The organism is Peptoniphilus sp. Marseille-Q6390, assembly GCF_965119475.1.
On record NZ_CBCPLS010000001.1, the window covers coordinates 1,219,291 to 1,233,137 of the forward strand.

17 protein-coding genes and 1 tRNA gene are annotated in these 13,847 nt (G+C 35.0%); 3 read left to right on the forward strand and 15 right to left on the reverse strand.

What is annotated here, in order from left to right; translation table 11 throughout:
* Nucleotides 1-2: 2 nt before the first annotated feature.
* Complete coding sequence (locus tag ACWPVO_RS05790) at nt 3-482, reverse strand: HD domain-containing protein (RefSeq protein ID WP_148464949.1); 480 nt, start codon at nt 480-482, stop codon at nt 3-5.
* Nucleotides 482-1,036: a GTP cyclohydrolase I FolE gene (folE, locus tag ACWPVO_RS05795; protein WP_005955071.1), complete on the reverse strand. Its 555-nt coding sequence runs from the start codon at nt 1,034-1,036 to the stop codon at nt 482-484. Before folE ends, ACWPVO_RS05790 begins: the two co-directional genes overlap by 1 nt.
* A gap of 167 nt (nt 1,037-1,203) precedes the next feature.
* On the opposite strand from folE, the gene ACWPVO_RS05800 reads away from it, so the two are divergent.
* Entirely contained in the window at nt 1,204-2,574 is a 1,371-nt protein-coding gene (locus tag ACWPVO_RS05800) for a D-alanyl-D-alanine carboxypeptidase family protein (RefSeq protein WP_454207155.1), read from the forward strand.
* Nucleotides 2,575-2,650: 76 nt separating this feature from the next.
* A tRNA-Arg gene (locus ACWPVO_RS05805) sits at nt 2,651-2,727 on the forward strand.
* A 161-nt stretch (nt 2,728-2,888) separates the two neighbouring features.
* Here ACWPVO_RS05805 and cutA read toward each other — a convergent pair.
* Nucleotides 2,889-3,209 carry a divalent cation tolerance protein CutA gene (gene cutA, locus ACWPVO_RS05810; protein WP_195445214.1) on the reverse strand — a complete coding sequence of 107 codons (321 nt, stop codon included), beginning with the start codon at nt 3,207-3,209 and terminating at the stop codon, nt 2,889-2,891.
* 103 nt (nt 3,210-3,312) lie between these two features.
* Between cutA and ACWPVO_RS05815 the strand changes: the two genes are divergently transcribed.
* The gene (locus ACWPVO_RS05815) at nt 3,313-3,645 is read left to right on the forward strand and encodes a phage holin family protein (protein WP_195445215.1); all 333 of its coding nucleotides are present in this window, start codon (nt 3,313-3,315) and stop codon (nt 3,643-3,645) included.
* 292 nt (nt 3,646-3,937) lie between these two features.
* On the opposite strand, the gene ACWPVO_RS05820 is transcribed toward ACWPVO_RS05815, so the two are convergent.
* From ACWPVO_RS05820 to rpmH, 12 genes are all read right to left on the reverse strand, one after another.
* Nucleotides 3,938-4,354 carry a hypothetical protein gene (locus ACWPVO_RS05820; protein WP_005955222.1) on the reverse strand — a complete coding sequence of 139 codons (417 nt, stop codon included), beginning with the start codon at nt 4,352-4,354 and terminating at the stop codon, nt 3,938-3,940.
* Nucleotides 4,354-5,244, reverse strand: a complete 891-nt coding sequence (locus tag ACWPVO_RS05825) for a PhzF family phenazine biosynthesis protein (RefSeq protein WP_454207158.1) — start codon at nt 5,242-5,244, stop codon at nt 4,354-4,356. The genes ACWPVO_RS05820 and ACWPVO_RS05825 overlap by 1 nt, the downstream gene beginning before the upstream one ends.
* 2 nt (nt 5,245-5,246) lie before the next feature.
* Nucleotides 5,247-6,098: a ParB/RepB/Spo0J family partition protein gene (locus ACWPVO_RS05830; protein ID WP_454207160.1), complete on the reverse strand. Its 852-nt coding sequence runs from the start codon at nt 6,096-6,098 to the stop codon at nt 5,247-5,249.
* Nucleotides 6,091-6,846: a ParA family protein gene (locus tag ACWPVO_RS05835; protein WP_005955187.1), complete on the reverse strand. Its 756-nt coding sequence runs from the start codon at nt 6,844-6,846 to the stop codon at nt 6,091-6,093. Before ACWPVO_RS05835 ends, ACWPVO_RS05830 begins: the two co-directional genes overlap by 8 nt.
* 273 nt (nt 6,847-7,119) lie before the next feature.
* On the reverse strand, nt 7,120-7,812 hold the full coding sequence (gene rsmG / locus ACWPVO_RS05840; protein WP_285071965.1) for a 16S rRNA (guanine(527)-N(7))-methyltransferase RsmG: 693 nt from the start codon (nt 7,810-7,812) through the stop codon (nt 7,120-7,122).
* Nucleotides 7,802-9,706, reverse strand: coding sequence for a tRNA uridine-5-carboxymethylaminomethyl(34) synthesis enzyme MnmG (gene mnmG, locus ACWPVO_RS05845; RefSeq protein ID WP_195444475.1), 1,905 nt, complete (start codon nt 9,704-9,706; stop codon nt 7,802-7,804). Before mnmG ends, rsmG begins: the two co-directional genes overlap by 11 nt.
* A 6-nt stretch (nt 9,707-9,712) precedes the next feature.
* A complete protein-coding gene (mnmE, locus tag ACWPVO_RS05850) occupies nt 9,713-11,092 on the reverse strand; it encodes a tRNA uridine-5-carboxymethylaminomethyl(34) synthesis GTPase MnmE (protein WP_454207163.1) in 1,380 nt (459 codons plus the stop codon).
* A gap of 77 nt (nt 11,093-11,169) precedes the next feature.
* Nucleotides 11,170-11,973, reverse strand: coding sequence for an RNA-binding cell elongation regulator Jag/EloR (gene jag / locus ACWPVO_RS05855; protein ID WP_412277043.1), 804 nt, complete (start codon nt 11,971-11,973; stop codon nt 11,170-11,172).
* Nucleotides 11,973-12,707 carry a YidC/Oxa1 family membrane protein insertase gene (locus ACWPVO_RS05860; protein WP_285073659.1) on the reverse strand — a complete coding sequence of 245 codons (735 nt, stop codon included), beginning with the start codon at nt 12,705-12,707 and terminating at the stop codon, nt 11,973-11,975. The genes jag and ACWPVO_RS05860 overlap by 1 nt, the downstream gene beginning before the upstream one ends.
* A gap of 17 nt (nt 12,708-12,724) precedes the next feature.
* Complete coding sequence (gene yidD / locus ACWPVO_RS05865) at nt 12,725-12,940, reverse strand: membrane protein insertion efficiency factor YidD (protein ID WP_270674173.1); 216 nt, start codon at nt 12,938-12,940, stop codon at nt 12,725-12,727.
* Complete coding sequence (gene rnpA / locus ACWPVO_RS05870) at nt 12,937-13,272, reverse strand: ribonuclease P protein component (protein ID WP_005955125.1); 336 nt, start codon at nt 13,270-13,272, stop codon at nt 12,937-12,939. The genes yidD and rnpA overlap by 4 nt, the downstream gene beginning before the upstream one ends.
* Before the next feature lie 8 nt (nt 13,273-13,280).
* The gene (gene rpmH / locus ACWPVO_RS05875) at nt 13,281-13,415 is read right to left on the reverse strand and encodes a 50S ribosomal protein L34 (protein ID WP_005955298.1); all 135 of its coding nucleotides are present in this window, start codon (nt 13,413-13,415) and stop codon (nt 13,281-13,283) included.
* Nucleotides 13,416-13,847: the final 432 nt, after the last annotated feature.

The window sequence follows — 13,847 nt, forward strand, 5'->3', positions numbered from 1 at the left end:
CATCAATAATTTATTGTGTGATTTTTCTTATTGAAGTCCCAATTGCATTCCTTGTAGGCAGGACACCTAAAGCAAGGCCTTGACAGTTTGTCTGCCCTGTAGAAGATGTTGAAAAACTCATCTTCTGCCAGGTCCTTACTCCTGTGGGCTCCAATGCAATTTAGTATTCTTTCTTTTTCTTCTTTAGAAAAATCTGTAAGCTTTAATATTTCTCTTGCAAGGTCAACTGAGGCAATTGCGTGGTTTATCCCTTCTTTTATCTCAAGGACCCTCCCCAAGTCGTGGAGGAGGGCAGTTGAATAAATCATGTCCTTGTCTACATCTACATCTTCTTCTAGTTTCAAGATGTAGCAAATCCTTGCAACAGACACAAAGTGCTCATAGTTGTGCCTGCAAAAGAACCTGTCCCTCTCAAGGTATTCAAGTTCATTTAAATAGTCATTGTAGATTTTACTCTTAAGAATTATGTCTGTATTCTTCATTAAAATTCAATAAGTCTAAAGGCTTCTTGTTTTTGTTTTTCGTCAGTTTCTAAAACTCCTCTAGCTACTGATGTCACAGTCTTTGATCCAGGTTTTTTAACCCCTCTCATATTCATGCACATATGCTCTGCTTCTATGACTACAAGAACTCCCTTTGGTTCAAGATACTTCATCATAGCATCGGCGATTTCGATACTAAGTCTTTCTTGTAATTGTGGCTTTTTAGCATAAGTTTCCACTGTTCTTGCAAGTTTTGAAAGACCTGCTACCTTTTCATTTGGAATGTAGGCGATGTGGGCCTTTCCATAAAATGGTAGGAAGTGGTGTTCGCACATGGAGTAAAAGTCTATGTCCTTTACAACAACTATATTGTCTTCTGTTATTTCAAAAGTCTTTGAAAGGTGCTCTTCAGCTGTTTTTCCAAGTCCTGCAAAAATTTCTTCATACATCCTTGCAACTCTTGCTGGAGTTTCTAATAGACCTTCTCTATTTTTATCTTCTCCAATCGCTTCGATGATCATTTCTACAGCTTGTTCAATTTTTTGTTTATCCATTATAATCCCCTCATAGATTTATTTTTTTAATTTACAAATTTCATTATAACATATTGCCTTTACAATGGTAACAATTTCCCATAAATTAGGACTCTTATCCAAGCTTATAGGCCTCTCTTAATTTACAATTTATTTATAATTTGATACAATATTTCCCGAGGTGCAAAATGAAGAAATTACTTCTATATTTATCTCTTGGACTTATGATTTTTTCTGCCCCAATGAATGTCTTGGCAGAAAGCACTAAGTTACAAGCTGATAATAAGCCGGCAGCTAGTACAAAGGTCCTAGACGCCGCATCTACAAATGCTGAAGAAAAAGAAATTGATCCAAATACAATTAGAAATCAAGACTTTTTGGTCCCAACAAAACAAGGTGTCCAAAAGGCCAACCTTTATGAGGCAGAAAAGATTAAAAAATTAGAAGATATTCCCCTAGAAGGACTAACAAAGTCCTACTTATTGGGAGACTACAAGTCTGGTCAAATCTTAGAAGGTTACAACCTTGATGAGATTCGTGCCATGGCATCAACTTCTAAATTGGTTTCTATTTTTGTTGTCTTAGATAAAATTCAAGAGGGGAAAATCTCTCTTAATGACGAAGTTGAAATAGACAAGGAAGCCGCAGCCCTAACTGGATCTTCCTTTAAGTTAAAGGAAGGCGACAAGGTAACAGTGGAAAAACTAATTGAAGCCTCTATGGTTGTATCAGGCAACGATGCAATCACTGCTCTTGGCAAGCACGTGGCTGGTTCTACCGATGTCTTCGTCAAGATGATGAATGACAAGTGCCATGACCTGGGGCTTAAAAACGCCCTAATGGTAAACCCAACTGGACTTACTAACTATGAAATTCTTGACTACAACAAGATGACAACTAGGGAAATGTTTATGTTAGCATCAGAACTTATTAAGTTTCATCCAGAAATTTTAAAATACACTACTATAGCTAAGTTAGAAGACCCTGGAAGGAACTTTATAGAATACAACACCAACCCAGTCCTCGGTATTGTGCCAGAAGTTGACGGCCTAAAGACAGGTTACACAAATGCAGCAGGCAGGTGCGTAATCTTAACTGGTCTTGAAAAGGGAGTAGATGAAAAATCTAAGGACATGAGGCTCATTGGGATAACAACAGGTTCCAACTCTGACTTCGAAAGATTTGTTGCCTGCAAAAGACTTATTACTAAGGGCTTTGAAGACTACGGCTACAATGCAATAGGAGACACAGAAAAGGAAGTAAGGGCCATAGAAGTCCTACATTCTCAAGATGAAAACATACCTGTTTATCAAAAGGAAATTGGCTACATACTTTCCAAGTCAAATGATAAATACAGGGAAATGGTGGAAATCAAGGATGACCTAAAGGCTCCCCTTGAGGCAGGTTCATCTGTTGGAAAAATTTCCTTCTACAAGGGTGATAAATTAGTCTTTGAAAGTGACTTAATTGTTAAGGACAAGGTTTATGAAAAGGGCATAATCAATAAATTCAAGAGAGTCTTTGAAGAAATTTTTGTAAATATTGAGAAGGCCGCCTAAGATTACAAGTTCAAAATAAAAGAAGTGTCATTAAATATTGACACTTCTTCCTTATTTATATACAATTGTTTTATAGGTCTACGTAGCTCAGTAGGATAGAGCACACGCCTCCTAAGCGTGGGGCCGGAGGTTCGACTCCTCTCGTGGACGCCAAATTATTAAACTCCAAAGTCTTTATATTAGAGGCTTTGGAGTTTTTTATTTTTTTAGAAATCTCTTTTATTAAATCATATAAGAACTTCTTTGGTTTCATATTAAATAAAAATTTTGTCGCAAAATACTTTAAATAAAATTCTTTGATATCTCACTTATCTCTAGTCTAAGTCTATAAGTTCAATTACATTAATAACAGGGACTTCATAGGGGTGATTTTCTTTTATTATCCTCATAGTCTCTTCAAGATCTTCCCTTCTTATCCTAAATTCCAACTTTGATTCTTGGACTTCTTCTATTTTATTTAGGCTTCCAATATAGGGATTTGCACCTTCAATTGGTCTAAAATGACCTAGTACATATGTTTCTGCGTAACAGTAATCATAGTTTTCTTCTTTTAAATATCCAGCTTCATTTATCTTGTCTATTAACTTTCTGCTGTCCTCTCTAGGGATAAATATCTCTATTTTTACGTGCTTCATACCTACCTCCTTCTTTATTTATACCACATATTTATTGCATAGGAGTAAAATTTGTTTAATTTTTTGCAATCTTGGTTATACATAAATTAAGGAGGAATAATATATGATTAAATTAGTTATTAAAGTATTGGTAAGTGGATTAGCTATTTTACTAACTTCTGCACTTTCCATTGGAATTCAAACAGACGGTTATTCTGCTGCTATTATGGCAGCAATTGTAATAGGAATTTTGGACTGGGCAATTAATAAGTTCACAGGAATTGACGCTTCACCATTCGGTAGAGGTGCAGTTGGATTTGTTGTTGCTGCAGTAATTTTATTTATCACAGGTAAGATTGTTGATGGATTTACTGTATCAGTTATTGGCGCTATCGTTGGTGCTCTTATACTTGGTATTGTGGATTCTTTCCTACCAGCTGACAAAAAGACTATGTAATATAAATTGGACTCGACTTCGGTCGGGTCCTTTTTTGTGGATAAGTCGGGTTTTAGTCATGTTTTTTATTGTTTTTTCGATTTTTTCTTGGTTTTTTATCCACAATTTCCCTATCTTATCTACATTTGTTGATATTATCTAATTTTACTAACTTTTTTATTTATCTTATTTTTTTAATTTTTGATTTTATCAACAGATGACTTTCTTATTTTAATTCTATCCTCAAGAATTTTTAAACTTTGTCAACAAAAATTCCCAAATAAAAAACCCAGTGAGCTTCTGCTCACCAGGTTTATCTTCCAAACTTTTCTATTATTTCATCAATCATCCTAGAATGTCTAGAATTTATATTGTAATAAATATTGTTGACCCTAATTGTCAGTCCTGTCTTAACAAAGGAAATCTTGTTTCCACTTGTGAAGTAAACATTGATGTAGTTGGCAATTTCTCCATTTGTATCCTTGTTTGCCTGCTTACCCCTTAGGCTGTTTAAGTCTTTTGCGATCTTTGTAACTGTTTTTCTGTCCTTAATAGTCTTCATGTTATCAGTCTTAAAACCTATTATCTCAATATAATCAATATCTCTTGGATTTATATCTACAATCTTGTTCCTAGAAGATACTAGACTGCCTCCAAAAAAGACTAGGACTGCAAAAAATATTACCAGAACCAGCTTAGATCTATTTGATTTTTTCTGTCTTCTTCCCATTATAAATATATAACTCCATTCATAAATACGTAGGCCCTGCCTCCGACCTTTACCTTATTTTCGCCTTGGCCTAGGCTAGTTAAAACCTTTGACACTCTTCCAATATAATCACCTTGGGTGGCGTAGATTGAGTCTGTGGCAGCAATATCATTTGCCTTTAAGTAGTGCATAGTGGCTGCAGTTGAGGTCCCACTTCCAAATTCTTCATCAACACCAATAATTGGGGAGAAGGTCCTTTGTTTGACCTCTTTTCCATCTTCTGTCGTGAAGGCATGGATTGAAATTATTTCCTCTTCTCTTGAAATCCTTATTGCCTCATCCCTGTTTAATTTTATAGAGGATAAAATCTTCTCATTTTTCACTGGAACAAGGATGTCACAAGTCCCCATGGATATTCTTTCCATATTGAGGTTTTCTTTTATATCTAGACCTATATCATCAAGGCTCAAGTTTAAAGCTCTTAAAACGCCTTCTGGAGCTTCGTATTTTTCTCTCAATTCAACATTTAGGTTCATGTGAACATTTTGAATCTTAGAATCCTTGTATTCGAGTTCCACTGGGATTTTTCCAATTTTTGTGTGTTGGATAATCTTTTTTATGCCTTCTTCTATGGACATAATGTATTCATTTTCTGCAAGGGCATAAAAAGTTGCAATGGTTGCATGACCACAAAGATTTATTTCTCCCTCAGGTGTGAAAAATCTTGTTAAGTACCTATCCCTATCAAGACTTCTAACAAAAACTACAACAGATTGGTTTATATCCCTTGCAATGTTTTTCATCTCAAGGTCTGTAAGTCTGCCATCATCAATAACTACCCCTGTAGAGTTCCCCATAAAGGCCCTATCTGAAAAGGCAGATACTAGGTAGGTTGTATAAAATCTCTTCATATTTAATCCAACTCTCTAGCTAATATTAAATCAAGGATCCTAGATAGGTCTTCTTCTCCATAGTATTCTATTTCGATTTTACCTACCTTGCCTCTCTTTTTGAAGTTTACCTTAGTTCCAAGGGTTCTTTCCACCTTGTTTCTCATATCTACTAGGAATATATCTTCTTTTTCTTGGACTCTAGGTGTTTTCACTGTCTTCTTATTGTCATTAACAGGTAAGGAGTCCTTGATTATCCTCATAGCTTCCTTATATTGTTTGTCGCCATCTTTTATAGAAAGAAGTTTCTTTCCATGAGATGTGGAAATTTTTTCTTCTTCAAGTAGTTTTAAAACTCTTGGATCAAGATTTAGGAGCCTAATTGTATTACCAATGTATTGTCTAGACTTTCCAATTTCATCTGCAAGTTCCTTTTGAGTTAGGTCTTGAGAATCCAGTAGATGTCTATAACTCATGGCTTCTTCAACTGGATTTAGGTCCTTTCTTTGGATGTTTTCTATAATTGCTATCCTTGAGGATTCGTCATCAGAAATATCTTTTACTATAGCAGGAACCCTCTCTAGGCCTGCAAGTCCTGCGGCTCTAAACCTTCTTTCACCAGCTATAATTTCATACTTATCCTCTTTTTTCTTTAATAGAAGAGGTTGTATAATTCCATACTTCTTTATAGACGATGCCAAGTCTTTTAATTCTTCTTGGTCAAAGTTCTTTCTTGGTTGACCCTCGTTAGCAACAATGTCTTCAATGTTTATTTCCATTAGTTTAGAACGTTCTTCTTCTATAACTTCTCTTATCTTTTCACTAGAGTTTAGGAAGTTACCAATTCCCCTTCCAAGCCCTTTTTTCTTAGTCATTTATCTCACCTATTACTTCCTTGGCAAGGTCTGAGTAAGCCTTAGCCCCCTTAGAACTGCTGTCGTAGTCATATATATTCATGCCATAGCTTGGAGCTTCTGCCAATCTTACATTTCTTGGTATAAAGGTCTTAAAGACCTTGTTGTCAAAATGTTTTTGGATTTCTTCTACCACTTGGTTTGACAGGTTGGTCCTTCCATCAAACATGCACATTACAACACCTAATAGACTTAGGTCTGGATTGAAGTTTTCCCTGACAAGGGTCATAGTATCCATAAGTTGTGTTACACCTTCGAGGGCATAATATTCACATTGAACTGGAACCAAAATTTTGTCACTTGCTACAAGAGACATCATGGATAAAATTCCAAGAGATGGTGGTGAATCAATAATTACAAAATCATAATTATCCTTGACCTTATCTATCATCTTTTTTAGCTTAAACTGCCAGTCTTTGTGGGTTGCCAACTCGATTTCAACCCCTGCAAACTCAGAATTTGATGGGATTATATCAAGTTTTGAAAAACCAGTTGGATATATGGAGTCTTCCTCTTCATCTATAAGAAAGTCATATATCATGTTGTCAAATTCATATAGTCCAAGGCCCGATGTGGCATTTCCCTGGGGATCCATATCCACAATAAGAGTTTTTTTGCCTCTTAGTGCCAATGCTGAACTTAAATTTATTACTGTGGTGCTCTTTCCGACTCCACCTTTTTGATTAAAAACTGTAATTACAAGAGACATATTCTTACCTCATTTCTATACTATCAATAGTATCATGTTTAAGATTCAATTTAAAGATGTAGTAGTTATAAGATATAAATTTTTTGCTTAATTTTATTTTTTATTTTTTAAATCTATATGCTCTACGTGGAGCATTTATGATAAATAATTTTGTGCTCTACGTAGAGCATTTTTATTTTATTTATGCAAAAGATCTGCAAAGAAAAAAGGCTCCACGTGGAGCCTCATAGTTTTTAATAGTTCTAAATCTTTAAATTTGTGTATATGACAAGCTTACAGAGGAGACTTCCTTGGTTTGCCTCCACCTCTTGGGTACTTCTTGTCAGTAGCTTTAACCTTTTTTATCATTATTATATAGTGGTGGATGTCATTAGGAAGGGGAGTATGAATTACATCTTCAACTTCTCCTCCCATGACCTCGATTGCTCTTTTGGCATTTTTAATTTCTTCCTTGTACTCTGGACCCTTTTGAGATATAAAGTATCCTCCAACTTTTACAAAGCCCATGGCATATTCTGTTAGAGTTGAAAGGTTAGCAACAGCCCTTGATACAGCAAGGTCGAATTGTTCTCTGTATTCATCTGTTCTTGCAATTTCTTCTGCTCTTGCATGGATTGCCCTTATGTTTTCAAGCCCCAAGCCCTCGATAACTCCATCTAGGAAGTCTATCCTCTTTCTTAGAGAATCTAAAAGAGTAACATCAAGTCTTTCATTGTAGAGCTTTAAGGGAAGGCCAGGGAATCCTGCACCTGTTCCTATATCTATTATTTTTTCGCTGCCACTAAACTTCCCTGTTTTTAATAGGCTAAGGCAGTCCAAGAAGTGCTTGACGTTAAACTCATCATCTTCAGTAATCCTAGTTAGATTTGTGTGTTGATTATAGTCCAGGATTAGCTTTTTGTATCTCTCGTACTTGTCAATATTTTTTGTATCAAGGCCGTATTCCTTGAAATAATCAACTAACATTTTTTCTCCTCATTTGTTCTAGGTGGATAAGAAGGACATTTATATCAGCTGGTGAAACCCCAGTAATTCTCGATGCTTGACCAATTGATTCTGGCCTAATGTCAGATAGCTTTTCTTTTGCTTCAATTCTTAGACCCTCTATAGACTTATAATCTATATTCTTATCAAGTTTTTTGTTTTCGAGCTTCTTAAATTGTTTTATTTGAATTTCTTGCTTCTTAATATATCCTTCGTACTTTATTTCGATTTCAATATTTCTTATAACATCGTCACGGACAAGAGGCCTATCAGGGTCAAAGACTGCTAGTTTCTTGTAATCGAGCTCTGGTCTCTTTATCATTTCATAAAGACTAAAGGAGTTTTGAGTTTCAGTAGACCCAAGAGATTCCAAGATTTTGTTATTCTCAGATGTTGGATTGATTTGTATCTTCTTGATCCTCTTAATTTCATCTTCAATAGCCTTCTTCCTGTAAAGATATCCTTGATATCTTTCATCGTCAACAAGGCCAATTTGTCTTCCTTTTTCTGTCAATCTTAGGTCGGCATTATCTTGTCTAAGAGTTAATCTGTACTCAGCCCTTGAAGTCATCATCCTATAAGGTTCACGAGTTCCCTTAGTTACAAGGTCATCAATTAGGACTCCAATGTAGGCCTCTGACCTATCTAGGATAAAAGGATCCTTTCCTTGAACCTTTAGGGCAGCGTTAATGCCTGCAACAATACCTTGGGCTCCGGCTTCTTCATATCCGCTGGATCCATTGATTTGACCTGCAAAGAAGAGACCATCATAGTCCATGTGTTCAAGACTTCTCTTTAAAAGGGTTGCATCAATAGCATCATATTCTATGGCATAAGCTGGTCTTAGGATCTTGCAGTTTTCCATCCCAATTATTTCCTTGTAAAACTCATGTTGAACTTCAACAGGTAGGGAGGATGAAACACCTTGGATGTACATCTCATCAGTTGTAAGTCCCTCTGGTTCAATGAATACTTGGTGAGAATCCCTGTCTGCAAACCTCATAACCTTATCTTCAATTGAAGGGCAGTATCTTGGACCCTTTCCTTCAATATCTCCAAGAGCTAGGGCAGACCTTTCGATGTTGTTTCTTATAATTTCATGACACTTCTTAGTAGTATAAGTCAAATAACAAAGTTCTTGGTGGATGTCATATTTCTTATCTATATTTAAGAAGGAGAAAGGTATTATTTCCTCATCTCCAGCTTGTTCTGTCATTACAGAAAAGTCTATAGACTTTCTTAGGACTCTTGCTGGTGTACCAGTTTTAAGTCTTTGAAGCTTCATTCCAAAGTCTTCTTCCAAACTTGAAGAAAGGTGGTTTGCAGGTCCAAAACCTGAAGGTCCTGATGAAAAGTTAACTTCTCCCATAAAAATTCTTGCCCTAAGGTAGGTTCCACTACAAATTACAACAGCCTTAGTATTGTATTTTGAGCCATTTCTTGTGAGTACACCTGTTACCTTGTTACCTTCTTTTAAGATTCTTATGGCCTCATCTTCCACAAGATAGAGATTTTCTTCATTTTCAAGAACCCTCTTCATTTCATCGTGATATTTTCTCTTGTCAGCTTGAACCCTAAGTGAGTGAACTGCAGGTCCCTTGGAAGTGTTGAGCATCTTGGATTGGATAAAGGTCTTATCAATGTTTTTTGCCATTTCTCCACCAAGAGCGTCAATTTCACGAACTAAGTGTCCCTTTCCAGTACCCCCAATATTTGGGTTACAGCTAAGTTGTGCAACTGAATCCAAATTTATACATAATAAGAGGGTCTTTGCACCAAGTCTTGCAGAGGCAAGGGCAGCTTCACTGCCGGCATGGCCTGCTCCAATGACTACTGTGTCAAAGTCTCCTGCTTCATAATATTTAACTTCTGACATCTTTACCTACTTTCCTATACAAAAATCAGAAAATACCCTGTCTAAAATATCTTCTGTTGTAATTGTTCCTGTTATTTCAGAAATGTGACTTATGACATTTTCTAGGTCAACTTCGATTAAGTCTAAAAAGACTTTTTCCTTTAGGCTCTCATTTACCTCAAGAAGAGCTTTTTTAGCTTCCTTTAAGGCATTTATATGTCTTATGTTGGAAAGTATTGAATCAGAAGAGATTTGAAGTTCTCCATCAAAGAAGAGGTCTATAATTAAGTTTTCTATCTTTTTAACTGACTCATTTTCCATTACTGAAAGTCTTAAATAATCATCTTTGAAATATTTTTCAATTTCTTCATCAGAAATCTTTTGGTCCAAGTCATCCTTGTTTAAAATAGTGATGTGCTTCTTGTCCTTTATTAGATTTAAGATTTCCTCATCGTCCTTATCAAAGTCACGAGAAATATCAAAGATTGCAATAACAAGATCAGCTTCCTTTAGCTTTTCCCTTGCTATGTTAACACCAATCTTTTCAACTTCGTCATCAGTTTCCCTAATCCCAGCTGTATCTGTGATCTTTAATAGGACCCCATCAAGGTTAATATAGTCTTCTATAATATCCCTAGTTGTTCCAGCTATGTCTGTAACTATTGCCCTGTCGTATTTTAAAAGACCATTTAATAGGGAGGACTTTCCAACATTTGGCTTTCCAAGTATAACTGTGTTGATTCCATCTCTTAGAAGTCTTGAGTTCTTTGAATTGTCCAAGAGATTGTCCATCTTTTCTAGGATTTTGTCTGACCTTTCCATTAAGTCATGGTAGGCAGCATCCTCTATATCCTCATCTGGAAAGTCGATGTTTGCTACGATTAGGGCCTGCATAGACACAAGTTCATCCTTTAGCTTATTTAAAACTTCGCTTAAGGCACCACTCAATTGGTTTAGGCCCATATCAAAAGATATATCAGTCTTTGCCTTAATCATGTCGATTACAGCTTCAGCTTGAGTTAAGTCAATCCTTCCATTTAAGAAGCCTCTCTTAGTAAACTCACCTCTTTCTGCAAGTCTTGCACCCTTGGACAAGATTAGGTTTAAGATCCTTTTAACAGATACAACACCACCGTGGCAGTGTATCTCAACTATATCCTCTGCAGTATAGGAGTTAGGTCCCTTCATCTTAACAACTAAAACCTCGTCGATTAACTTGTCACCATCGGCTATATGACCGTATAAAAACTTCCTATTTTCTGCCTCTGCCATCTTTTTTCCACTGGCAGAAACAAAAATTTCATCTATTATATTAACTGAATCATCGCCACTCATTCTCACTATTGCAATTCCGGCCTCACCGATTGCAGTAGAAATCGCAGCTATTGTATCATTTAAATTTGCCATTTTATCATTCCTTTTAGATTATATTACTACAATTAGTTCAAATAAAAAAGAAGGCTTTTAAAATAAAGCCCTCTCTATCAGTATTTTCTCTCTTTTTGAATTACTACTTTTCTAAAAGGATCCTTTCCTTCTGAATGAGTAAGCACTCCTTCAAAATCTTGTAAAGCTGTGTGGATAATCTTTCTTTCATAAGAATTCATAGGTTCAAGCTTAATGGACCTACCAGTCTTTATTACCTTGTTGGCCATTTTGCCAGCAAGACTTTCAAGAGTCTTCTTTCTCTTATCCCTGTAGCCACTAGAGTCGAGGTTGACCCTAATGTATCTTGAAGATTTTTTATTAACAATTAAGTTTAAAATATATTGGATGGAATCAAGAGTTACACCTCTTTTTCCAATTAAAATTCCAAGTCTATTTTCATCTCCATTGATATTTACATTTAGAGTATTATCTTCTAATTCCATTTCCACAATATTGTCAAGTTCAAGAGTTTCAAGGATTTTACCTAAGAATTCTCTTGTAGCGCCAATGATTTCTTCATTTTCTTCATCAAGTGTCTTTACGGCTTCTTCCATACTAACTTCATCTGTGGAAACTTCTTCTTTTTCAAATTCAAGTTCATCATCAGTCTTGTGAACTACTTCTTGGCTCGTCTCTGGTTCAATTTCTTCATTAAATATTTCATTTAAGATGCTTTTTGTTTCGTCCACCTTAGGCCAAACTTTAACAGTGGCATCCTTAGAACCAATAAGTCCTAAGAAACCCTTTTGACCTTCATCAAGGACTTCAATTTCAGCATTATCTCTTGTAATATTTAATTCACTTAGAGCCTCTCTTACTGCTTCATCTACGGTTTTACCCGTTTTAATTACATAATTCATTACTTGTCCTTAACCTCAACTTCTTCAATTTCATCTTCTACAATCTTATTAGTTATGAGCTGTTGAACTATTGAAAAAATATTGGAAACAGTCCAATAAATTACAAGTCCTGCTGCATATTTTCTTGCCATTGAAAAAATTAAAATTGGCATTACAACCATCATAGTAGACATCATTGACTTAGCTTGATCAGCTCCTGCTCCTTGAGTTGCAGGGTTCTTAGTAGTAATAAAAGATACTAAGAAAGTCGAAACTGCCGCTATAATAGGCATAATTAAAGTTTTGTCAGCATGATCAATATTCTTTATATAAAAGAAATTCTTGTTCATGGCTTCGTAAAAACCTGGATCTGTAAAAGCGAAGGTTTGTGGGTTCAAAAAGACCCTATAAAAGGCAATTAAGACAACCATAGTAAGTACCATTGGAAGACATCCTCCAACCATATTATAGTTGTTGTCCTTATAAAGTTTTTGTTGCTTTGCAGCCAAAGTTTGTGGGTCGTTTTTGTACTTCGTTTGAATTTTTTTAAGCTCTGGTTGAAGTTTTGCCATCTTCTTTTGATTTTTCATTTGAGAAATATTTAGTGGCAAAATCAAAAGCTTAATAATAACTGTTGCAATTATAATTGAAAGTGCAAAAAATGAAATTGCAGCTGGTTCTTGTGGCATAATTGCTGCTAGTCCATCATAGATGAACTTAACAAAAGTACCAAGTATAGTACTAATTAATCGCATTAATATTTTCCTCCAATTTAAATGAGAGGATCGTATCCGCCCTTGTGGAAGGGATTACATTTTAGGATTCTTCTTATAGTCAAATAAGTCCCCTTAAAAAATCCATACTTCTCATAGGCTTCATAGCTGTATTGTGAACAAGTAGGTTCAAACCTGCAGTGTCTTCCTGGAAGAAGATAGGTTGAGATAAACCTTTGATAAAATCTTATTAAAAACATACAAATTTTACTCATTTAACCATCTTCTTTTGTCTTTTTAAAACAGAAAAAAAAGAATTCTTAAAGTCCTTAAAGTCTGAATCACATGCATCCTTTTTTGCAACGAATACATAATCATATCCAGGCTTTATATTATGAGAATTCTCTCTTAAAAGGTGTTTTAATCTTCTTCTAATAAAATTTCTATTTACTGCATTGCCAACTTTTTTTGTGGCAGTTATACCAAACCTTGGATAGTCCCTATTGTTCTTAGCAGTAAAAAGAGTAATGTATCTAGATCCAGAAATCTTCTTATTAGAATAAACCCTTTGAAATTCACTATTCTTTTTTAAATAACAATCCTTCATTATAAAACCTAAGCTGAAAGTTTCTTTCTGCCCTTTCTTCTTCTTGCTTTAATTACGGCTCTACCTGCTCTAGTTCTCATTCTTGCACGAAAACCGTGTTCTCTTTTTCTTTGTTTGTTTTTTGGTTGATAAGTTCTCTTCAAAATTCTCACCTCTTTCTATCCTTATCATTTTATTTACAAATCCTAGTCTTGTCAAGTAATATAGTCAATTAAATGAAATTTTCAGCTTTAAAATATAAAATCCTATAAGTTAATAAAAAGTCCTCCAAAGCCTTCTTGTTGATAAGTCCCCTGGTATTTGTTAAAATATATGTGGATAATTGTGACTTATATGTAGATAATAATAAACTTGTTTATAAATAAAGTTATTAACAATCTGTTGATAAGATGTTGATAGTTTTATTTTTATTTTCTAAAATTTAGTAATTTACGCTTTTTTAATCCTAAGCTATCAACATTTTTACTAAAATTATAGTGTTTATATCTACTTATCCACAAACTTACTCACAATTATAAATAAAATTATGAACTGTTATTTATCAACAATATAAAAATTGTTACTAAGGAGGAAAT

Coding starts and splice junctions, on each gene's coding strand:
- ACWPVO_RS05815 (WP_195445215.1), top strand. CDS start 3,313: ATGATTAAATTAGTTATTAAAGTATTGGTAAGTGGATTAGCTATTTTA.
- jag (WP_412277043.1), bottom strand. CDS start 11,973: ATGAATTATGTAATTAAAACGGGTAAAACCGTAGATGAAGCAGTAAGA.
- yidD (WP_270674173.1), bottom strand. CDS start 12,940: ATGAGTAAAATTTGTATGTTTTTAATAAGATTTTATCAAAGGTTTATC.
- ACWPVO_RS05860 (WP_285073659.1), bottom strand. CDS start 12,707: ATGCGATTAATTAGTACTATACTTGGTACTTTTGTTAAGTTCATCTAT.
- mnmG (WP_195444475.1), bottom strand. CDS start 9,706: ATGTCAGAAGTTAAATATTATGAAGCAGGAGACTTTGACACAGTAGTC.
- cutA (WP_195445214.1), bottom strand. CDS start 3,209: ATGAAGCACGTAAAAATAGAGATATTTATCCCTAGAGAGGACAGCAGA.
- ACWPVO_RS05825 (WP_454207158.1), bottom strand. CDS start 5,244: ATGAAGAGATTTTATACAACCTACCTAGTATCTGCCTTTTCAGATAGG.
- ACWPVO_RS05790 (WP_148464949.1), bottom strand. CDS start 482: ATGAAGAATACAGACATAATTCTTAAGAGTAAAATCTACAATGACTAT.
- ACWPVO_RS05820 (WP_005955222.1), bottom strand. CDS start 4,354: ATGGGAAGAAGACAGAAAAAATCAAATAGATCTAAGCTGGTTCTGGTA.
- rnpA (WP_005955125.1), bottom strand. CDS start 13,272: ATGAAGGATTGTTATTTAAAAAAGAATAGTGAATTTCAAAGGGTTTAT.
- ACWPVO_RS05800 (WP_454207155.1), top strand. CDS start 1,204: ATGAAGAAATTACTTCTATATTTATCTCTTGGACTTATGATTTTTTCT.
- mnmE (WP_454207163.1), bottom strand. CDS start 11,092: ATGGCAAATTTAAATGATACAATAGCTGCGATTTCTACTGCAATCGGT.
- folE (WP_005955071.1), bottom strand. CDS start 1,036: ATGGATAAACAAAAAATTGAACAAGCTGTAGAAATGATCATCGAAGCG.
- rsmG (WP_285071965.1), bottom strand. CDS start 7,812: ATGTTAGTTGATTATTTCAAGGAATACGGCCTTGATACAAAAAATATT.
- ACWPVO_RS05835 (WP_005955187.1), bottom strand. CDS start 6,846: ATGTCTCTTGTAATTACAGTTTTTAATCAAAAAGGTGGAGTCGGAAAG.
- ACWPVO_RS05830 (WP_454207160.1), bottom strand. CDS start 6,098: ATGACTAAGAAAAAAGGGCTTGGAAGGGGAATTGGTAACTTCCTAAAC.